Annotated in this window: 17 protein-coding genes; 12 read left to right on the top strand and 5 right to left on the bottom strand. The window is 76.0% G+C overall.

Features of this window, described 5'->3' with window-relative positions:
• Nucleotides 1-183 precede the first annotated feature (183 nt).
• Genes G9H72_RS16415 through G9H72_RS16405 form a run of 3 tightly spaced genes read left to right on the top strand, consistent with a single transcriptional unit; the run spans nucleotide 184 to nucleotide 1,464 of the window.
• The gene (locus tag G9H72_RS16415) at nucleotides 184-573 is read left to right on the top strand and encodes a helix-turn-helix domain-containing protein (protein WP_166173044.1); all 390 of its coding nucleotides are present in this window, start codon (nucleotides 184-186) and stop codon (nucleotides 571-573) included.
• Between the two features lie 11 nt (nucleotides 574-584).
• Nucleotides 585-932, top strand: a complete 348-nt coding sequence (locus G9H72_RS16410; protein ID WP_166173042.1) for a DUF2516 family protein — start codon at nucleotides 585-587, stop codon at nucleotides 930-932.
• 7 nt (nucleotides 933-939) lie between these two features.
• Entirely contained in the window at nucleotides 940-1,464 is a 525-nt protein-coding gene (locus G9H72_RS16405) for an O-acetyl-ADP-ribose deacetylase (protein ID WP_166173040.1), read from the top strand.
• Here G9H72_RS16405 and G9H72_RS16400 read toward each other — a convergent pair.
• On the bottom strand, nucleotides 1,430-2,233 hold the full coding sequence (locus G9H72_RS16400) for a class I SAM-dependent methyltransferase (RefSeq protein WP_166173038.1): 804 nt from the start codon (nucleotides 2,231-2,233) through the stop codon (nucleotides 1,430-1,432). The two genes, G9H72_RS16405 and G9H72_RS16400, sit on opposite strands and share 35 nt — an antisense overlap.
• A 43-nt stretch (nucleotides 2,234-2,276) precedes the next feature.
• Here G9H72_RS16400 and mshA point away from each other — a divergent pair, with 43 nt between their 5' ends.
• The 4 genes from mshA to G9H72_RS16380 all read left to right on the top strand — a co-directional run bounded on the left by mshA (nucleotide 2,277) and on the right by G9H72_RS16380 (nucleotide 5,804).
• Nucleotides 2,277-3,608, top strand: coding sequence for a D-inositol-3-phosphate glycosyltransferase (gene mshA / locus G9H72_RS16395; protein WP_166173133.1), 1,332 nt, complete (start codon nucleotides 2,277-2,279; stop codon nucleotides 3,606-3,608).
• A 134-nt stretch (nucleotides 3,609-3,742) separates the two neighbouring features.
• Nucleotides 3,743-4,516: a phosphoglyceromutase gene (locus G9H72_RS16390; protein ID WP_166173036.1), complete on the top strand. Its 774-nt coding sequence runs from the start codon at nucleotides 3,743-3,745 to the stop codon at nucleotides 4,514-4,516.
• Between the two features lie 131 nt (nucleotides 4,517-4,647).
• The gene (locus G9H72_RS16385; protein ID WP_166173034.1) at nucleotides 4,648-5,253 is read left to right on the top strand and encodes a hypothetical protein; all 606 of its coding nucleotides are present in this window, start codon (nucleotides 4,648-4,650) and stop codon (nucleotides 5,251-5,253) included.
• Nucleotides 5,250-5,804 carry a signal peptidase I gene (locus G9H72_RS16380; RefSeq protein ID WP_166173032.1) on the top strand — a complete coding sequence of 185 codons (555 nt, stop codon included), beginning with the start codon at nucleotides 5,250-5,252 and terminating at the stop codon, nucleotides 5,802-5,804. Before G9H72_RS16385 ends, G9H72_RS16380 begins: the two co-directional genes overlap by 4 nt.
• On the opposite strand, the gene phoU is transcribed toward G9H72_RS16380, so the two are convergent.
• Nucleotides 5,801-6,478 carry a phosphate signaling complex protein PhoU gene (gene phoU / locus G9H72_RS16375; protein ID WP_166173030.1) on the bottom strand — a complete coding sequence of 226 codons (678 nt, stop codon included), beginning with the start codon at nucleotides 6,476-6,478 and terminating at the stop codon, nucleotides 5,801-5,803. The genes G9H72_RS16380 and phoU overlap by 4 nt on opposite strands.
• Nucleotides 6,479-6,632: 154 nt before the next feature.
• Between phoU and G9H72_RS16370 the strand changes: the two genes are divergently transcribed.
• Both G9H72_RS16370 and G9H72_RS23130 read left to right on the top strand, forming a co-directional pair.
• On the top strand, nucleotides 6,633-7,877 hold the full coding sequence (locus G9H72_RS16370) for a sensor histidine kinase (protein WP_166173028.1): 1,245 nt from the start codon (nucleotides 6,633-6,635) through the stop codon (nucleotides 7,875-7,877).
• Nucleotides 7,874-8,554 carry a response regulator gene (locus G9H72_RS23130; RefSeq protein ID WP_166173026.1) on the top strand — a complete coding sequence of 227 codons (681 nt, stop codon included), beginning with the start codon at nucleotides 7,874-7,876 and terminating at the stop codon, nucleotides 8,552-8,554. The genes G9H72_RS16370 and G9H72_RS23130 overlap by 4 nt, the downstream gene beginning before the upstream one ends.
• Nucleotides 8,555-8,625: 71 nt before the next feature.
• On the opposite strand, the gene G9H72_RS16360 is transcribed toward G9H72_RS23130, so the two are convergent.
• Both G9H72_RS16360 and G9H72_RS16355 read right to left on the bottom strand, forming a co-directional pair.
• Nucleotides 8,626-9,291 carry a copper chaperone PCu(A)C gene (locus tag G9H72_RS16360; protein WP_166173024.1) on the bottom strand — a complete coding sequence of 222 codons (666 nt, stop codon included), beginning with the start codon at nucleotides 9,289-9,291 and terminating at the stop codon, nucleotides 8,626-8,628.
• Between the two features lie 143 nt (nucleotides 9,292-9,434).
• Entirely contained in the window at nucleotides 9,435-10,322 is an 888-nt protein-coding gene (locus G9H72_RS16355) for a hypothetical protein (RefSeq protein ID WP_166173022.1), read from the bottom strand.
• Nucleotides 10,323-10,789: 467 nt separating this feature from the next.
• On the opposite strand from G9H72_RS16355, the gene G9H72_RS16350 reads away from it, so the two are divergent.
• The 3 genes from G9H72_RS16350 (at nucleotide 10,790) to ispF (ending at nucleotide 12,602) form a co-directional block, all read left to right on the top strand.
• Complete coding sequence (locus G9H72_RS16350) at nucleotides 10,790-11,272, top strand: CarD family transcriptional regulator (protein WP_166173020.1); 483 nt, start codon at nucleotides 10,790-10,792, stop codon at nucleotides 11,270-11,272.
• 155 nt (nucleotides 11,273-11,427) lie between these two features.
• Nucleotides 11,428-12,126 (top strand): 2-C-methyl-D-erythritol 4-phosphate cytidylyltransferase, encoded by a 699-nt coding sequence (gene ispD / locus G9H72_RS16345; RefSeq protein ID WP_166173018.1) that lies wholly within the window; start codon nucleotides 11,428-11,430, stop codon nucleotides 12,124-12,126.
• On the top strand, nucleotides 12,123-12,602 hold the full coding sequence (gene ispF, locus G9H72_RS16340; protein ID WP_166173016.1) for a 2-C-methyl-D-erythritol 2,4-cyclodiphosphate synthase: 480 nt from the start codon (nucleotides 12,123-12,125) through the stop codon (nucleotides 12,600-12,602). The genes ispD and ispF overlap by 4 nt, the downstream gene beginning before the upstream one ends.
• Here the strand turns inward: ispF and G9H72_RS16335 are convergent.
• Complete coding sequence (locus tag G9H72_RS16335; RefSeq protein ID WP_166173014.1) at nucleotides 12,595-13,956, bottom strand: reverse transcriptase family protein; 1,362 nt, start codon at nucleotides 13,954-13,956, stop codon at nucleotides 12,595-12,597. The genes ispF and G9H72_RS16335 overlap by 8 nt on opposite strands.
• Between the last annotated feature and the right edge of the window lie 231 nt (nucleotides 13,957-14,187).

The raw sequence follows: 14,187 nt of genomic DNA, 5'->3' as shown, positions 1-14,187 counted from the left end.
GCACGACGGGCACGACGGGCACGACGGGCACGACGGGCACGCGCAGCAGTGCGCCGAGGCGTGGGCGAGGCACGGTTCCTCCTGGTCGCTTGCAGCAGGGAGGAAGCCCTGGGCCGGGCCGCAGGTTGCCTGGGCCCCGGGCGGAGGGGGGCCGCCGGCGCGGCGACGTGGGACGGTAGGGGCATGGCGAAGCTCGACATGGGGGCGCTGGGGGAGTCGTTGCGCGACCCCCGGGCGCTGGCCGGCCAGTCGCTGCGCAAGGTGGCCGAGGCGGCCGGCTCCGCGGCGCCGTACCTCGAGCAGGTCGAGCGCTCGGCGCGCGGGCCGGCGGCGGACGTCGTGTCCCAGGTGGCGCGCGGGCTCAGGCAGGGGGTCGACGCGCTCGGCAGCCAGGCCGCGATGCTCGCCGACAGCGCGGCCGGGGCTGCGCCCCGCCCCGAGCCGTCCGACGTGCGCAGCGCCGTCGAGTCCGACCCCGCGCTGACCGACAGCCAGCGCGCGGTCCTGCTCGACATCTACGGGTCGTTCCTCGCGGAGAACGCGCGCGGCGCGACCGACGTGCGCGACCGCTAGGCTTCCCGGACATGAGCCCGCTCGACGTGACCGGCTGGATCCTCGACCTGATCTGGTTCATCGAGCTCGGTCTTGCCGTGTGGGCCTTCGGGGACTGCCTGCGGCACCGCAACGACGCCTTCGTCGCGGCGGGCAAGCGGACCAAGGGCCTGTGGCTCGCCATCACGGGCGTGGCCCTGCTGCTCGTCCTGCTCGCCTACCCGTTCCAGGGCGCGGGCCGCATCGACCCGCTGAACTTCCTCGTGATCATCGCCGTGGTGGCGTCCTCGGTCTACCTGGCGGACGTGCGCCCCGCGGTGGCGCAGATGCGTGGTCGGCGCGGGGGCGGCGGGCGGATGGGGCCGTACGGGCCGTGGTGACCCCGGCATGACCGAGGTCGTGCTCGTCCAGGGCGACATCACCGAGCAGGACGTCGACGTCGTCGTCAACGCCGCCAACTCCTCCCTCCTGGGCGGAGGCGGGGTCGACGGCGCGATCCACGCGCGCGGCGGCCCGGAGATCCTGGCCGAGTGCCGCGCCCTGCGCGCCACCGCCCTGCCCGACGGGCTCCCGGCCGGCAAGGCGGTCGCCACCACCGCCGGCCGGCTGCCGGCCCGCTGGGTGGTGCACACGGTCGGCCCGGTCTACTCCACCCGGGAGGACCGCACCGCCGTCCTGCAGAGCGCCTACCGCGAGTCGCTGCGGGTGGCGGACGGGCTGGGGGCGCGCACCGTCGCTTTCCCCGCGATCAGCGCCGGGGCGTACGGCTGGCCGACGGACGACGCCGCCCGGGTCGCCGTCACGACGGTGCTCGACACGCCGACGGCGGTTCACGAAGTGCGATTCGTGCTCTTCGGTGCGCCGACGTACGACGCCTTCAGCGCGGCGCTACAGCGCGCCAGTCGAGGGTGACCTCGCCGAGCCGCCACCTCCCCGGGCGGTCCGTGACGGGCCAGCCGGTTCCCCGCAGGGTGGCGCAGGCCCGGCTCCAGCGCTGGCGGGCGCCCAAGGACGCGTAGGGGGCGGCCGCGTCCCACGCCGCGTCGAACGCGCGCAGGAAGGCGAACACCGCTTCCCCCTCGACGTTGCGGTGGATCAAGGCCTTCGGCAGCCGCTCTGCGAGGTCCGACGGGCGGCCCAGCCCGGCCAGCCGCGCGGCCAGGGTGAGCGTCCGCGGCCCGTCCGCGGTGACCGCGACCCAGGCGGCGCGGCGGCCGATCTCGTCGCAGGTGCCGTCCACGAGCACGCCGGCCGGCGCCAGCCGCGCCTGCACCGTCCGCCACGCGTCCCACGCCGCCGCCTCGTCGTACTGGCGCAGCACGTTGAGCGCGCGGACCAGGACCGGGCGCCGCCCGCCCAGGGCCAGCTCGAACCCGCCGCGCCGGAACGACAGCCCCGGGCGCGCGAGGGGCTGGGCGACCGCGACCCGCTCGGGGTCGATCTCGACGCCCACGACCTCGACGTCGGGGCGTACCCGCTGCAGCCGGGCGGCCAGCTCGACCGTGGTCACCGGGGACGCGCCGTAGCCGAGGTCCACCACGAGCGGGTCGTCCGCGCTCCGCAGCAGCCCGGCGTACGTCCCGGCGAGCCAGCGGTCCACCCGCCGCAGCCGGTTGGGCGCCGTGGTGCCCCGGGTCGGGATGCCCAGCGGGCGGCTCCCGGTTGCACGAGGGGCGGGCATGTCGGCGAGGGTGGCATGAGTGACCGCGGGCCGATCGGGGAGGATGGGGGCCGTGCCGGTGCGAAGCGAGATCGCTCGTCCCCTGCGCGCCGGCCGTCGTGGCCGTCGGCTGCGCAGGGTCGCGATGCTCAGCATCCACACCTCCCCGCTGGACCAGCCGGGGACGGGGGACGCCGGCGGCCTCAACGTCTACGTCGTCGAGCTCTCCCGGCGGCTCGCGCAGCTCGGCATCGACGTGGAGATCTTCACCCGCGCCACCCGCAGCGGGCTGGCGCCGGTCGTCGAGCTCACCGACGGGGTGCTCGTGCGGCACATCGCCGCGGGCCCGCTCGAGGGCCTGTCCAAGGAGGACCTGCCCGGCCAGCTGTGCGCCGTCGCCGCAGGCGTCCTGCGCGCCGAGGCCCAGCACGAGCCGGGGTGGTACGACCTGATCCACTCCCACTACTGGCTCTCCGGCCAGGTGGGCTGGCTGGCGGCCGAGCGCTGGGGCGTGCCGCTCGTCCACTCGATGCACACGATGGCGCGGGTCAAGAACCTGACGGTGGCCGAGGGCGACCGGCCCGAGCCGCTGACCCGCGAGATCGGCGAGCAGCAGGTCGTCGAGGCCGCGGACCGGCTGCTGGCCAACACCGGCGACGAGGCGCGCCAGCTCGTCGACCTGTACTCCGCCGACCCGGCCGCCGTCACGGTCGTCGCCCCCGGGGTCGACCTCGACGTCTTCCGCCCCGGCGACCGGGTGGCGGCGCGCCGCGCGGTCGGCCTGCGCGACGACGCGCTCGTGCTGCTCTTCGTCGGCCGCGTCCAGCCGCTCAAGGCGCCGGACGTCCTGGTCCGGGCCGCCGCCCGCATGGTCGCCGCCGACCCGGCGCTGCGCGGCCGGCTGCAGGTCGTGATCGTCGGCGGCCCCAGCGGCACCGGCCTCGAGCGCCCCGAGGCGCTCGCCGCCCTGGCCCGCTCGCTCGGTGTGGGCGACCTGGTCCGCTTCCAGCCGCCGGTCCCGCGCGAGGAGCTCGCCCGGTGGTACGTCGCGGCCGACCTCACGGTCGTCCCGTCGCACAGCGAGTCGTTCGGCCTGGTGGCCGTCGAGTCGCAGGCGTGCGGCACGCCGGTCGTCGCCGCCGCCGTCGGCGGGCTGACGACGGCGGTCGCCCACGAGGCCTCCGGGGTGCTGGTGCAGGGTCACGACCCCGAGCGCTGGGCCCGGGTGCTGGGCGGGCTCGCGGGCGCGCCGGAGCGGCTGCGCGCGTACTCGGCCGCGGCACGCGCCCATGCGCTGCGCTTCGGCTGGAACGCCACCGCCGGGGCCGTCGCCGACGTCTACGCCGAGGCCCTGGAGGCCGCGCGTACGCCGCAGCGGCTCGCCTCCGGCAGCTGAGGCCGCCGGCCGGACCGGGAGACGGCGACCCTCCCGCGGCTCTCTCGTGACCAGCGGGCCCTCAGCCGACGCGGTCGCGGAGGGGGCGGAGGTCGGCGTGCGCGGGCGAGCGCGGCCCCTCTAGGCTCGGGCGCATGGCGAACGAGGACGCGAACGAGGGTGCGGCGTACACCCTGATCCTGCTGCGGCACGGTGAGAGCGAGTGGAACGCCAAGAACCTCTTCACCGGCTGGGTCGACGTCGACCTGTCGGAGAAGGGCCGCGCCGAGGCCGAGCGCGGCGGCCAGATGCTGGCGGACTCGGGCCTGCTGCCCGACGTGCTGCACACCAGCGTGCTGCGCCGGGCGATCCGCACCGCGGAGATCGCACTGCACAAGGCCGACCTGCACTGGCTGCCGGTGAAGCGCTCGTGGCGGCTCAACGAGCGGCACTACGGCGCGCTGCAGGGCAAGGACAAGGCGCAGACGCTGCAGGAGTTCGGTGAAGAGCAGTTCATGCTCTGGCGCCGGTCCTTCGACGTGCCGCCGCCGCCGATCGCCGACGAGGACGAGTACTCCCAGTTCGGCGACCTGCGCTACGCCGACCTGCCGCCGGAGCTGCTCCCGCGCACCGAGTGCCTCAAGGACGTCGTCGCGCGCATGCTGCCGTACTGGTACGACGCGATCGTCCCCGACCTGCGCTCGAACAAGACCGTCATGGTCACGGCGCACGGCAACTCGCTGCGCGCGCTCGTGAAGCACCTGGACACGATCGACGACCAGACCATCGCCGGGCTCAACATCCCGACCGGCATCCCGCTGGTCTACCGGCTCGACGAGGACCTGCTGCCGCTCACGCCGGGCGGGGAGTACCTCGACCCCGAGGCCGCCAGGTCCGCGATCGAGGCGGTCAAGAACCAGGGCCGCTGACCCTGCGGCACGAGGGCCCACCCGCCGGACGGGTTGGGCCCTCGTCCCTGTTTCCGGGCTGATCCCCGCACTACTCGCGCTCGTGCCCCAGGCTGGTCGCGACGGGGGGACGCACGGGTGGGGAGGCCGGGGTGGCGACTGGGGAGGGCGGGCGCGTCCGGCGGTACGCGCCGGTGGCGCTGCCGCTCGCGGTGGCCGTGCTGGGCAGCGGCGTGCTGGTCGCGCGCACGTCCCAGGCCGCGTTCACGGCGACCGCGGAGGCGCCGGGCAACAGCTGGTCGGCCGCGCGCATCGAGCTGACGGCCGACGTGGCCGGCACCGCCGTGTTCTCCGCCGGGGACGTGGTGCCCGGGGGGTCCGGAGAGCGCTGCTTCCAGGTGGCGTTCTCCGGCACCGGCGCGCGGATCGGCCCGGTCCGCCTCTACGCGGACGGCTTCGCCGACACCCGGGGGATGGCCGACCATCTCCTCCTCATCGTCGAGACGGCACCGCCACGGCCGTCCGGCGCGCCGGCGGGCTGCGCGAGCTTCAGCGGCGGGACGACTGCCTGGGCGGGGACGCTGCGCGAGCTGTCCACGCACTCCTCGTACGCGCAGGGCGTCGCGCCCTGGCAGCCCGGCCCGACCGGTGGCGCGCGCGAGTACCGCGTCTCCTGGAGCTACTCGCCGGCCGCGCCCGACAGCACGCAGGGCGGGGTGGCCGGGGCGGGGCTGGTGTGGCGCACGGAGACGCTGTGAGCGCCTACCGGACGCCGGCGCTCAGCGCGGCCCGCGGCGCCTGCCGGGCGGCCGTCCTGCTCGTGGCCGCGCTCGCCGGCTGGGGGCTGCTCGCGCTGGCGCTGGGGGCCGACGTGCGCGTCGTGGTGACGGGGTCCATGGCTCCCGCGGTCCCGGCGGGGACCGTGGTCGTGACGACCGCGCCGGTCGCGGTGCCGGCGCCGGGGCAGGTGGTCGTCGTGCGCCGGCCGGGCCGGCCGGGGGAGACCGTGACCCACCGGGTGCTCGCCGTGCTGCCGGACGGGTCGCTGCGCACCAAGGGCGACGCCAACCCCGCCGCGGACGGGCCGGCCGTGCCGCGCGCGGACGTCGTCGGCGTCGTACGCCTGGCGATCCCGTACGTCGGAGTGCCCCGGGCCTGGCTCGCGGCCGGCCAGGCCGAGAAGGCGGTCGGGGTGCTCGCGGGGCTGGCCGCCCTCGCCGTCGCCGGGTTCGCCCGCCCCCGGGAACGGACGAGGGCGCCGGCGGGCGCTGGCCCGGGCGGCGCCCTCGTGGCGTCCGGTCCGCGCTAGCCCGCGACGGCCGTCTCGGGCTCGTCGGCGGTGTGGGCGTGCTCGCCGGTGACGAGATAGACGACGCGGCGGGCGACGGAGACCGCGTGGTCGGCGAAGCGCTCGTAGTAGCGCCCGATGAGCGTGATGTCGATCGCCGCCTCGATGCCGTGCTGCCAGTGGTCGTCCAGCAGGAGCCGGAAGAGCTGGCGGTGCAGGGCGTCCATCTCGTCGTCGTCCTTCTCGAGCTCGAGGGCGACCTGGACGTCCTTGTTGGCGATGACGCTGCCGGCCTTGAGCACGATGCGGCCTGCGACCTGCCCCATCTGGGCGATGGAGGCGCGGATGTCGGCGGGGATCGCGGAGTTGGGGTAGCGCATGCGGGCCACGAGGGCCAGGTGCCGCGCGAGGTCCCCCATGCGCTCGAGGTCCGCGCTCATGCGGAGCCCGGCGACGATGATGCGCAGGTCGGTGGCGACCGGCTGCTGACGGGCGAGGAGCTGGTACGCCCGCTCCTCCAGGTCGTGCTGCAGCGAGTCGATCTGGTCGTCGGCGCTGATGACGCTCTCGGCGAGGGCCAGGTCTGCGTCGAGCAGGGCGGTCGTCGCCCGGGCGACGGCGGAGTGGACCAGCCGGGTCATCTCGACCATCTGGTCGCTGAGGGCGTCGAGCTCCTCGTGGAAGGCGTCGCGCATCGGGCCTCCTCTTCGTCGGTAGGCAGGGGGCCGGGGTCAGGATGTCCTGCCCCGGTGAACGGCCTCCGACAGTACGGTGAACATCGGCCGTACCGAGCGGCGGGCGTCGCGTGCGGCCCCGGGTGTACCCCCTGCCGGCGCCTACCATCCCCCCGTGGACGCGACGACTGCACTCCTGCTCGCCGTCGCTGCCGTTGTGGCGGCGGTCGTCGGAGCTCTGCTCGCCGCGCACCGGGCGCCCGGCGGGGCGAGGGCCCCGCGCGCCGAGGAGCCGTCGGACATCCCGGTCGTCTCGACCAGCCTCGCGGCCGTCCTCGACGTGCTGCGCTCGTCCACCATCCTGCTCGACCGCCGCGACGGCGTGCTCCGCGCGAGCCCGGCGGCGTACGCCTTCGGCCTGGTCCGCGGGGACATGCTCTCCTCGCCGGAGCTGCTGCGCCTCGCGCGCGACGTGCGTGAGGACGGGGAGACCCGCCAGGTCGACCTGGAGCTGCCGCGCGGCCCGCTCGGCCGCGAGCGGCTCGCGGTGACGGCCCGGGTCGCGCGGCTGGAGGGCGGCGTGGTGCTGCTCCTCGTGGAGGACCGCACGGAGGCCCGCCGGGTCGACGCCGTCCGCCGCGACTTCGTCGCGAACGTCAGCCACGAGCTCAAGACGCCGGTGGGCGCGCTCATCCTGCTCGCGGAGGCGGTGCAGGGCGCCAGCGACGACCCCGAGGCCGTACGCCGCTTCTCCGCCCGCATGCAGGTGGAGGCGACGCGCCTGTCCCAGCTGGTCCAGGAGCTGCTCGACCTGTCCCGGCTGCAGAGCGCGGACCCGCTCGCCCACGCCCGCCGGGTGGACATCGACGACGTCGTCATCGAGGCGGTCGACCTCTGCCACACGGCGGCCGACGCCAAGCGGATCACCCTCGTGACCGGCGGCGAGTCCGGCCTGCACGTGCTCGGCGACGCCCCGCAGCTGGTGATGGCGGTCCGCAACCTCGTCGACAACGCCGTCACCTACAGCCCCGCCGGCACCCGCGTCGCCGTCACGACGCGGCGCGCGGACTCGCTGGTCGAGCTGACCGTGACCGACCAGGGCATCGGCATCCCCGAGCGCGACATCGAGCGCATCTTCGAGCGCTTCTACCGGGTCGACCAGGCCCGCTCGCGCGCCACGGGCGGCACCGGCCTCGGGCTGAGCATCGTCAAGCACGTCGCCAACAACCACGGCGGCGACGTCACGGTGTGGAGCGAGGAGGGCTCGGGGTCCACGTTCACCATCCGGCTGCCCTGCGGCATGGACGACACTGGTGACCCCATCGGCACAGCCGGTGACACCCAGGCCGCCGGGGACCCGAGGCCTGCGTCCACCGCATCCGTTTCTGGATCTGCACCTGTTTCCCGGGAGGCCCTGTGACCCGCGTCCTTGTCGTCGAAGACGAGGAGTCCTTCAGCGAGGCGTTGTCCTACATGCTCAAGCGGGAGGGCTTCGAGGTGGAGGTGGCCACGACCGGTCCCGAGGCGCTCGAGACGTTCGACCGCAGCGGCGCCGACCTGGTCCTGCTCGACCTCATGCTCCCGGGGCTGCCGGGCACCGAGGTCTGCCGGCAGCTGCGCCAGCGCAGCGCCGTCCCGGTGATCATGCTGACCGCCAAGGACAGCGAGGTGGACAAGGTCGTCGGGCTCGAGCTGGGGGCCGACGACTACGTCACCAAGCCCTTCTCCTCCCGCGAGCTGGTCGCCCGGATCCGCGCGGTGCTGCGCCGCGGCGGCGAGCCCGAGGACCTGCTGCCGGCGGCGCTCGAGGCGGGCCCGGTCCGCATGGACGTCGAGCGGCACGTCGTCACGGTGGACGGGGCCGGGGTGCAGCTCCCGCTCAAGGAGTTCGAGCTGCTCGAGCTGCTGCTGCGCAACCCCGGCCGCGTGCTCACCCGCATGCAGCTCATCGACCGCGTGTGGGGCTCGGACTACGTCGGCGACACCAAGACGCTGGACGTCCACGTCAAGCGGCTGCGCTCGAAGATCGAGCCCGACCCCGCGGCGCCGCGCCACCTGGTCACGGTCCGGGGCCTGGGCTACAAGTTCGAGCCCTGAGCCCGGCCCGCACAGCAGAAGGCCCGCCGCGTACGTCGCGGCGGGCCTTCTGCGTGAGGTGTGCGGGCCGGTCAGCCCTCGTCCGGGGTGGGGCCGCCCTCGGCCACGCCGGTCGCCGGCGTCGACGGCGGCTGCGTGGGCACGGGGCTCGAGGGGGCCGGCTCCGGCAGCTCGGGCTCGGGCGACTCGGGCTCGGCCGGGGCCAGCGTCGCGTAGTAACGGTTCGCCGAGAAGACGGCGGCGTTCATCTGCACCTCGCGCTGCGGGTCGAACGCGAGCGTCAGCGGGGCATAGGTCCCCGGCTGGACCGACGGGTCGAGGCCGCGCAGCACGGCGCTGACCTCGGACGTGCCGATCTGCACCGTGCCCCCGGCCGCGATCTCCGGCTGCGTGGAGAGCTCGGCGACGGTGCTGCCGCTGGCCAGGCCGATGAGGGTGAGGGGCTCCTCGCCCCGGTTGGCGATCGTCAGTGACACGTTGGCGGCATCGCCCTCCTGGATGAGGACGGCGTTGAGCACCCGGATGTCGCCGACGTCCGCGCGCAGGCCGTCGGCGGGCAGCCGGACCTGGTTGGTCTGGGCGTCGAAGCCGGCGCCGCACGCCGTGAGCGCAGGCACGAGCAGCGCGGCGGCCACGGCGAGCCCGGCGGCACGCGCACCGCGGCGCGGCCGGGCACCGTCGGCAGCAAGGTGCTCACGGGGCGTGCGCTGGTCGGCGCGCGACAGCGGACGGGTCACGGCGATGCGCTCCTCGACAGTGCGGAAGTCCAGACGGGGTTCGTCCGGCAAAGACTAGCCCCGGGCCGGTCGGCGGCTCGCTGTAGGTGCCCGTGCGGCGGGGGGCTACACGTCACCGCGCGTGCCGGGCCGGGGCCGAGGCGTCAGGAGCCGGCGGCCGCGGCGGCGCTCGTCGTCGCGGCACCCCCGGCCCGGTGCAGCGTGCCGACGTGCCGCTCCAGCCACGCCCCGACCTCCGCGTCGCTGGCCCCGTCCACCTGCTCGACCGTGTCGATCACCCCGTCGGCGTGGACCAGCGCCAGCGTCGGCCCGGCCGCGGCCAGGGACCGGGCGATGACCGCGTCGCGGTCGACGGCTGCCATCCCCCCGGACCGGCGGGCCGTGGCGGCGAGCTCCTCGCCGGCGTCGGTGCGGGCGGGCAGGACGACCCACGTGGCGATCCCCGCGGCGGCACCGGCCCGGCGGGCCGTCTCGCGGACCAGGCCCTCGCACGTGCAGCCGTCCGTGGGCAGCACGACGAGGACCGCCGGGCGGATGGCACGCGCCTCCACCATCCGGACGGGCGTCTCGAGCCGGATGTCCGGCAGCAGCCCGCCCACCTGCCCGTCGGCGACGGTCGACGCGGCGATCGGCAGCTGGCGCTGGGCCGGCCGCGGCGCGAGCATCACCGTCACCGTGCTCAGGCTGCTCACCAGGGCGGCGATGACGAGGAGCAGCAGCAACGTCGGGCGGCGTGCTCCCGGCGCGCCGGCCAGCCACCGCCGGCGCGAACGCGCGCGGTGCTGCTCGCGCAGCCACTCGAGGCGGTCTTTGTCGAGAGCGCTGGCGTCGTCGGGCACCACCAGGCCGGCGGGGAGCTCGAGGCTCCACCCCTCCCACCCATCGGTGCGCGAGGCCGCATCGGCACGCGGACCGGCATCGGCACGGGCGTCCTCGCGACCGCTGCCGAGGAGCCCGTCGGGCTCCTCGCGCGGCCGGCTGCCCGGCTGTTCGGGCCACGTCCCGTCGGCGTCCGCCGACCCGCCTGCCACCCGGTCAAGTCTGCCATCCGCGGGGCCGGCGCGCCGCCCGGGCGGCTGCGCGCCCGTCCCTGTCCCGGAGCCGGTCGGCGACCGCCCAGGCAGTGGTCGACCGCCGGCCAGGGAGTGGTTGGGGAATGGCCTGGAGCCTGTCGCGGCGCCCGCGATGCCCGCGGCGGGCAGCCGGGACGGCGGGGAAGGAGGGCCGCGCAGGGAGCGGGGACGGGGCCGGTACGGGGTCGGTACGGGGTCGAGAGCGGGGCCGGGAGGGACCGGCCGGAGAGGGGCGGGAGTCCGTCGGGCGGCGGCCCGGGACGGGTCGGGAACACCGCCGGAACTGCCCTCGCGAGGCCGCTCACAGCCTCCTCACAGCACGATTGTCATGGCTTTGTCAAGCCCCTGACCTGCGACGATGCGGAAACTGGGCCTGTCGCAGGCGTCGTCGGCGTGTTAACCTCGATGACGGAAAGGGGATCTGAATGACGTTCAAGGTCGGCGAGACTGTCGTCTACCCCCACCACGGGGCGGCGCTCATTGAGGCCATCGAGACCCGGTGCATCAAGGGTGTGGACAAGACCTACCTCGTCCTGAAGGTCGCCCAAGGTGACCTGACCGTACGAGTGCCGGCGGACAACGTCGACCTCGTCGGTGTGCGTGACGTGGTGGGGCAGGACGGGCTGGACCGAGTCTTCGAGGTGCTGCGCGCGCCGCACACCGAGGAGCCCACGAACTGGTCGCGGCGCTACAAGGCGAACCTCGAGAAGCTCGCCAGCGGCGACGTGATCAAGGTCGCGGAGGTCGTGCGCGACCTGTGGCGGCGGGAGAAGGACCGCGGCCTGTCCGCCGGTGAGAAGCGGATGCTCGCGAAGGCACGTCAGATCCTGGTCTCCGAGCTCGCGCTCGCGGAGCGCACCAACGAGGACAAGGCCGAGGCCGTCCTCGACGAGGTGCTCGCCTCCTGAAGCGCTGCAGGGATGTGCTCGAAGGCCCGACCCCCACACGGGGGCCGGGCCTTCGGCGTTCCGCGGTCGTGCTGCCGGCCGACCGGTCGCGCCGCTGCGGCCCGCGCCGCTGCTCCTGTCACCGCCGCCGGTCGCCCGCCCGCTAGCCTGCGCCCGTGCGTACCGCTGCCGTCGTCCCGGCCGCCGGCCGCGGGGAGCGCCTGGGCCCCGGTGGCCCGAAGGCGCTGCGCCTGCTCGCCGGCGAGCCGCTCCTCGTGCACGCCGTCCGGGCCCTCGGCAGCGTCGTCGACCTCGTCGTCGTCGCCGCCCCGCCCGCCCCCGGAGCGGCCGAGGAGGTCGACGCCCTGCTGCGGCCGGTGGTGGGACCGGCCCGGCTCGTGGTCGTCGCGGGAGGCGGCACCCGGCAGGAGTCGGTGCGCCTCGCGCTCGCCGTGCTGCCGGCGGAGGTCACGGGCGTCCTCGTGCACGACGCGGCGCGTCCGCTGGCCCCCGCGGGCCTGGCCCGCTCCGTGCTCGCGGCGCTGGACGGCGGTGCCGACGCCGTGATCCCCGCACTGCCGGTGACGGACACGGTGAAGCTGGTGGACGCGGCCGAGCGGGTGGTGCAGACGGTGGACCGCTCGGTGCTGCGGGCCGTGCAGACCCCGCAGGGGTTCCGCCGGGACGTCCTCGCGCAGGCGCACGGCGCGCCCGGCGCCGACCGGCTCGAGGCCACCGACGACGCCGGCCTGGTCGAGCGGTTGGGGCTGCCGGTCCTGGTCGTGCCCGGCTCCGAGGAGGCGTTCAAGGTGACCCGCCCGCTCGACCTCGCGCTCGCCGAGGCCGTCCTCGCCGCCCGGGCAGGCCGCTCGTGAGCGCACTGCCGCGCGTGGGCACGGGGGTCGACGTCCACCCGTTCGCCGACGGGCGCGAGCTGCACGTCGCCGGGCTGCACTGGCCGGGCGAGCGCGGACTGGCGGGCCACTCCGACGCCGACGTGGCCGCCCACGCCGCCTGTGACGCGCTGCTGTCCGCCGCCGGCCTGGGAGACCTGGGCGCCCAGTTCGGGACCTCGGAGCCGCAGTGGGCCGGCGCCGCCGGGATCACGCTGCTCGGCGAGACCGCCCGCCGCGTACGCGCTGCCGGCTTCGAGATCGGCAACGTGTCGGTGCAGGTGGTCGGCAACCGCCCGAAGATCGGCACCCGTCGGGCCGAGGCGGAGGCGGCGCTGTCGGCCGCCGTGGGGGCGGCGGTCACGGTGTCTGGCACCACCACCGACGGGCTCGGCCTGACCGGCCGCGGTGAGGGGATCGCCGCCCTCGCGGTGGCGCTGGTCGTGCCCGTCAGCTGACCGGCCAGGCGACACGGGCCAGCTGCGCCCGCAGCCGTGCCCCGCGCTCGGGGTGCACCGCCTCCAGCCACGCCACCCGGCCCTCGAGGTGCGCGCGGAAGTCCCGGTGGCCGTGCCGGTTGGCGGCCGCCGGACCGTGCCGGACGGCGTCGTGGACGACGGCCTTGAGCCGGTCGTACTCGCCCCGCGGCAGGTTGAGCCGCTCGTTCACCACCAGCCCGGTCACGACCTGCCGCTGCGCGCTGCTCCGGACGCGTGTCTTGGCCACGTTGACCCGGTGCCCCTCCGCTGCGGCGATGCGCCGGACGGCGGTGACGAGCGCCGGGGCGGCCCGCAGCAGCCCCGGCCCGCCGGAGAAGGTGAGGTCGTCGGCGTAGCGCGTGTACGTCACCCCGGCCGCCGCGGCGTAGCCGGCCAGCCGTCGGTCCAGCGCGTGGGCGCAGAGGTTGGCCAGGGTGGGGGAGGTGGGGGCACCCTGCGGCAGGTGTGGTGTGGCGAGCGCCCGGCGCAGCCGGAACCGGACGTCGACCGGGACGCTGTCGGGCAGGCCGCGCAGCACGTGGACGGGCACGGCGTTGGTGCACAGGGCGGTGAGCAGGTGGGCGACGGGCTCCGGGTAGCCGGCCGTGCGCAGGACCCCGTAGGCCCGCCCCGCCGACAGGGACGAGAAGAACGCCTCGAGGTCGAGGGAGACCACGACCGCCGCGCCCACGTGGGCGGCGGCGTTCGTCACCGCCGACCGGCCGGGGACGTACCCGTGCGCGGCCGGGTGCACCGGCACCCGGGCGAGCACGGTGTCGAGCAGGGTGCGCTGCAGCCGGCGCAGCCGCGGCAGGGGCGCCTCCAGCAGCCGTGCCCCGCCGGCCTTGGGCTGCCACCGGTATCGGTAGTGGTGCAGCGGGCCCTGCGGCGCGCGCCGCAGCAGGCCGCGCGCGTCCGCGAGCCACTCCAGCTGCCCCATCTCGAGGTCGAGCAGGTCGGCCAGCGCTCCGACGTCGTCGATCGCCGGGACCTGCCAGCGGCTCGGCGCCATGCGGGTGGGAGCCATGGCGGTCGGGACCGCGAGCCAGGCCCGCGGTGCGGGCAGCCGGTGGCCCCGCCGGGCGGCCGAGTACGCGGCCCGGCGCAGCGGCGGCGCGGCCAGGACGTACGCCGCGAGCTCGCGGGGACGGTCGACCGGCGGGCGGGGATAGGCGTCCGTCACCAGCCGGACGAGCCGGCGGAGCCAGCGCGGCCGGTCACCGAGGACCGTCGTGCCGCGCTGCTCGAGCCCGTCGACCGACCAGGCCCCGGCGAGGAAGGACAGGGCGAGGGCGTTCGCGAGGCCGGCCTCCCGCGTCGTGCGCCGGCTCACGCCGCGCCGTCGGCAGCGTGCGGCGGCGTGCGGCGACCTGTCTCGCCGTGCGTGCACTCGCCTCCGCGCAGCGTGGAGACGTGCATGCGACGTGGTGCCCAACAGAGGAACCGTGCCACGGGGGAGCCCCGCAGCGGCCGGCGCGAAGCGCTCCGGCGGTCTCGCCCGGCACGCCACCGCACACCTGGCACCTTAGCGGCGCGCGCCGCCCACGACCGCTGGCCGTGCCGG

Source organism: Motilibacter aurantiacus, from assembly GCF_011250645.1.
Taxonomy (GTDB): Bacteria; Actinomycetota; Actinomycetes; order Motilibacterales; family Motilibacteraceae; genus Motilibacter_A; species Motilibacter_A aurantiacus.
Note: the sequence above shows the minus strand (reverse complement) of the source record. Positions and strands in the feature narration are given on the sequence as shown.

Coding starts and splice junctions, on each gene's coding strand:
- G9H72_RS16415 (WP_166173044.1), top strand. CDS start 184: ATGGCGAAGCTCGACATGGGGGCGCTGGGGGAGTCGTTGCGCGACCCC.
- G9H72_RS16410 (WP_166173042.1), top strand. CDS start 585: ATGAGCCCGCTCGACGTGACCGGCTGGATCCTCGACCTGATCTGGTTC.
- G9H72_RS16405 (WP_166173040.1), top strand. CDS start 940: ATGACCGAGGTCGTGCTCGTCCAGGGCGACATCACCGAGCAGGACGTC.
- G9H72_RS16400 (WP_166173038.1), bottom strand. CDS start 2,233: ATGCCCGCCCCTCGTGCAACCGGGAGCCGCCCGCTGGGCATCCCGACC.
- mshA (WP_166173133.1), top strand. CDS start 2,277: ATGGGGGCCGTGCCGGTGCGAAGCGAGATCGCTCGTCCCCTGCGCGCC.
- G9H72_RS16390 (WP_166173036.1), top strand. CDS start 3,743: ATGGCGAACGAGGACGCGAACGAGGGTGCGGCGTACACCCTGATCCTG.
- phoU (WP_166173030.1), bottom strand. CDS start 6,478: ATGCGCGACGCCTTCCACGAGGAGCTCGACGCCCTCAGCGACCAGATG.
- G9H72_RS16350 (WP_166173020.1), top strand. CDS start 10,790: ATGACGTTCAAGGTCGGCGAGACTGTCGTCTACCCCCACCACGGGGCG.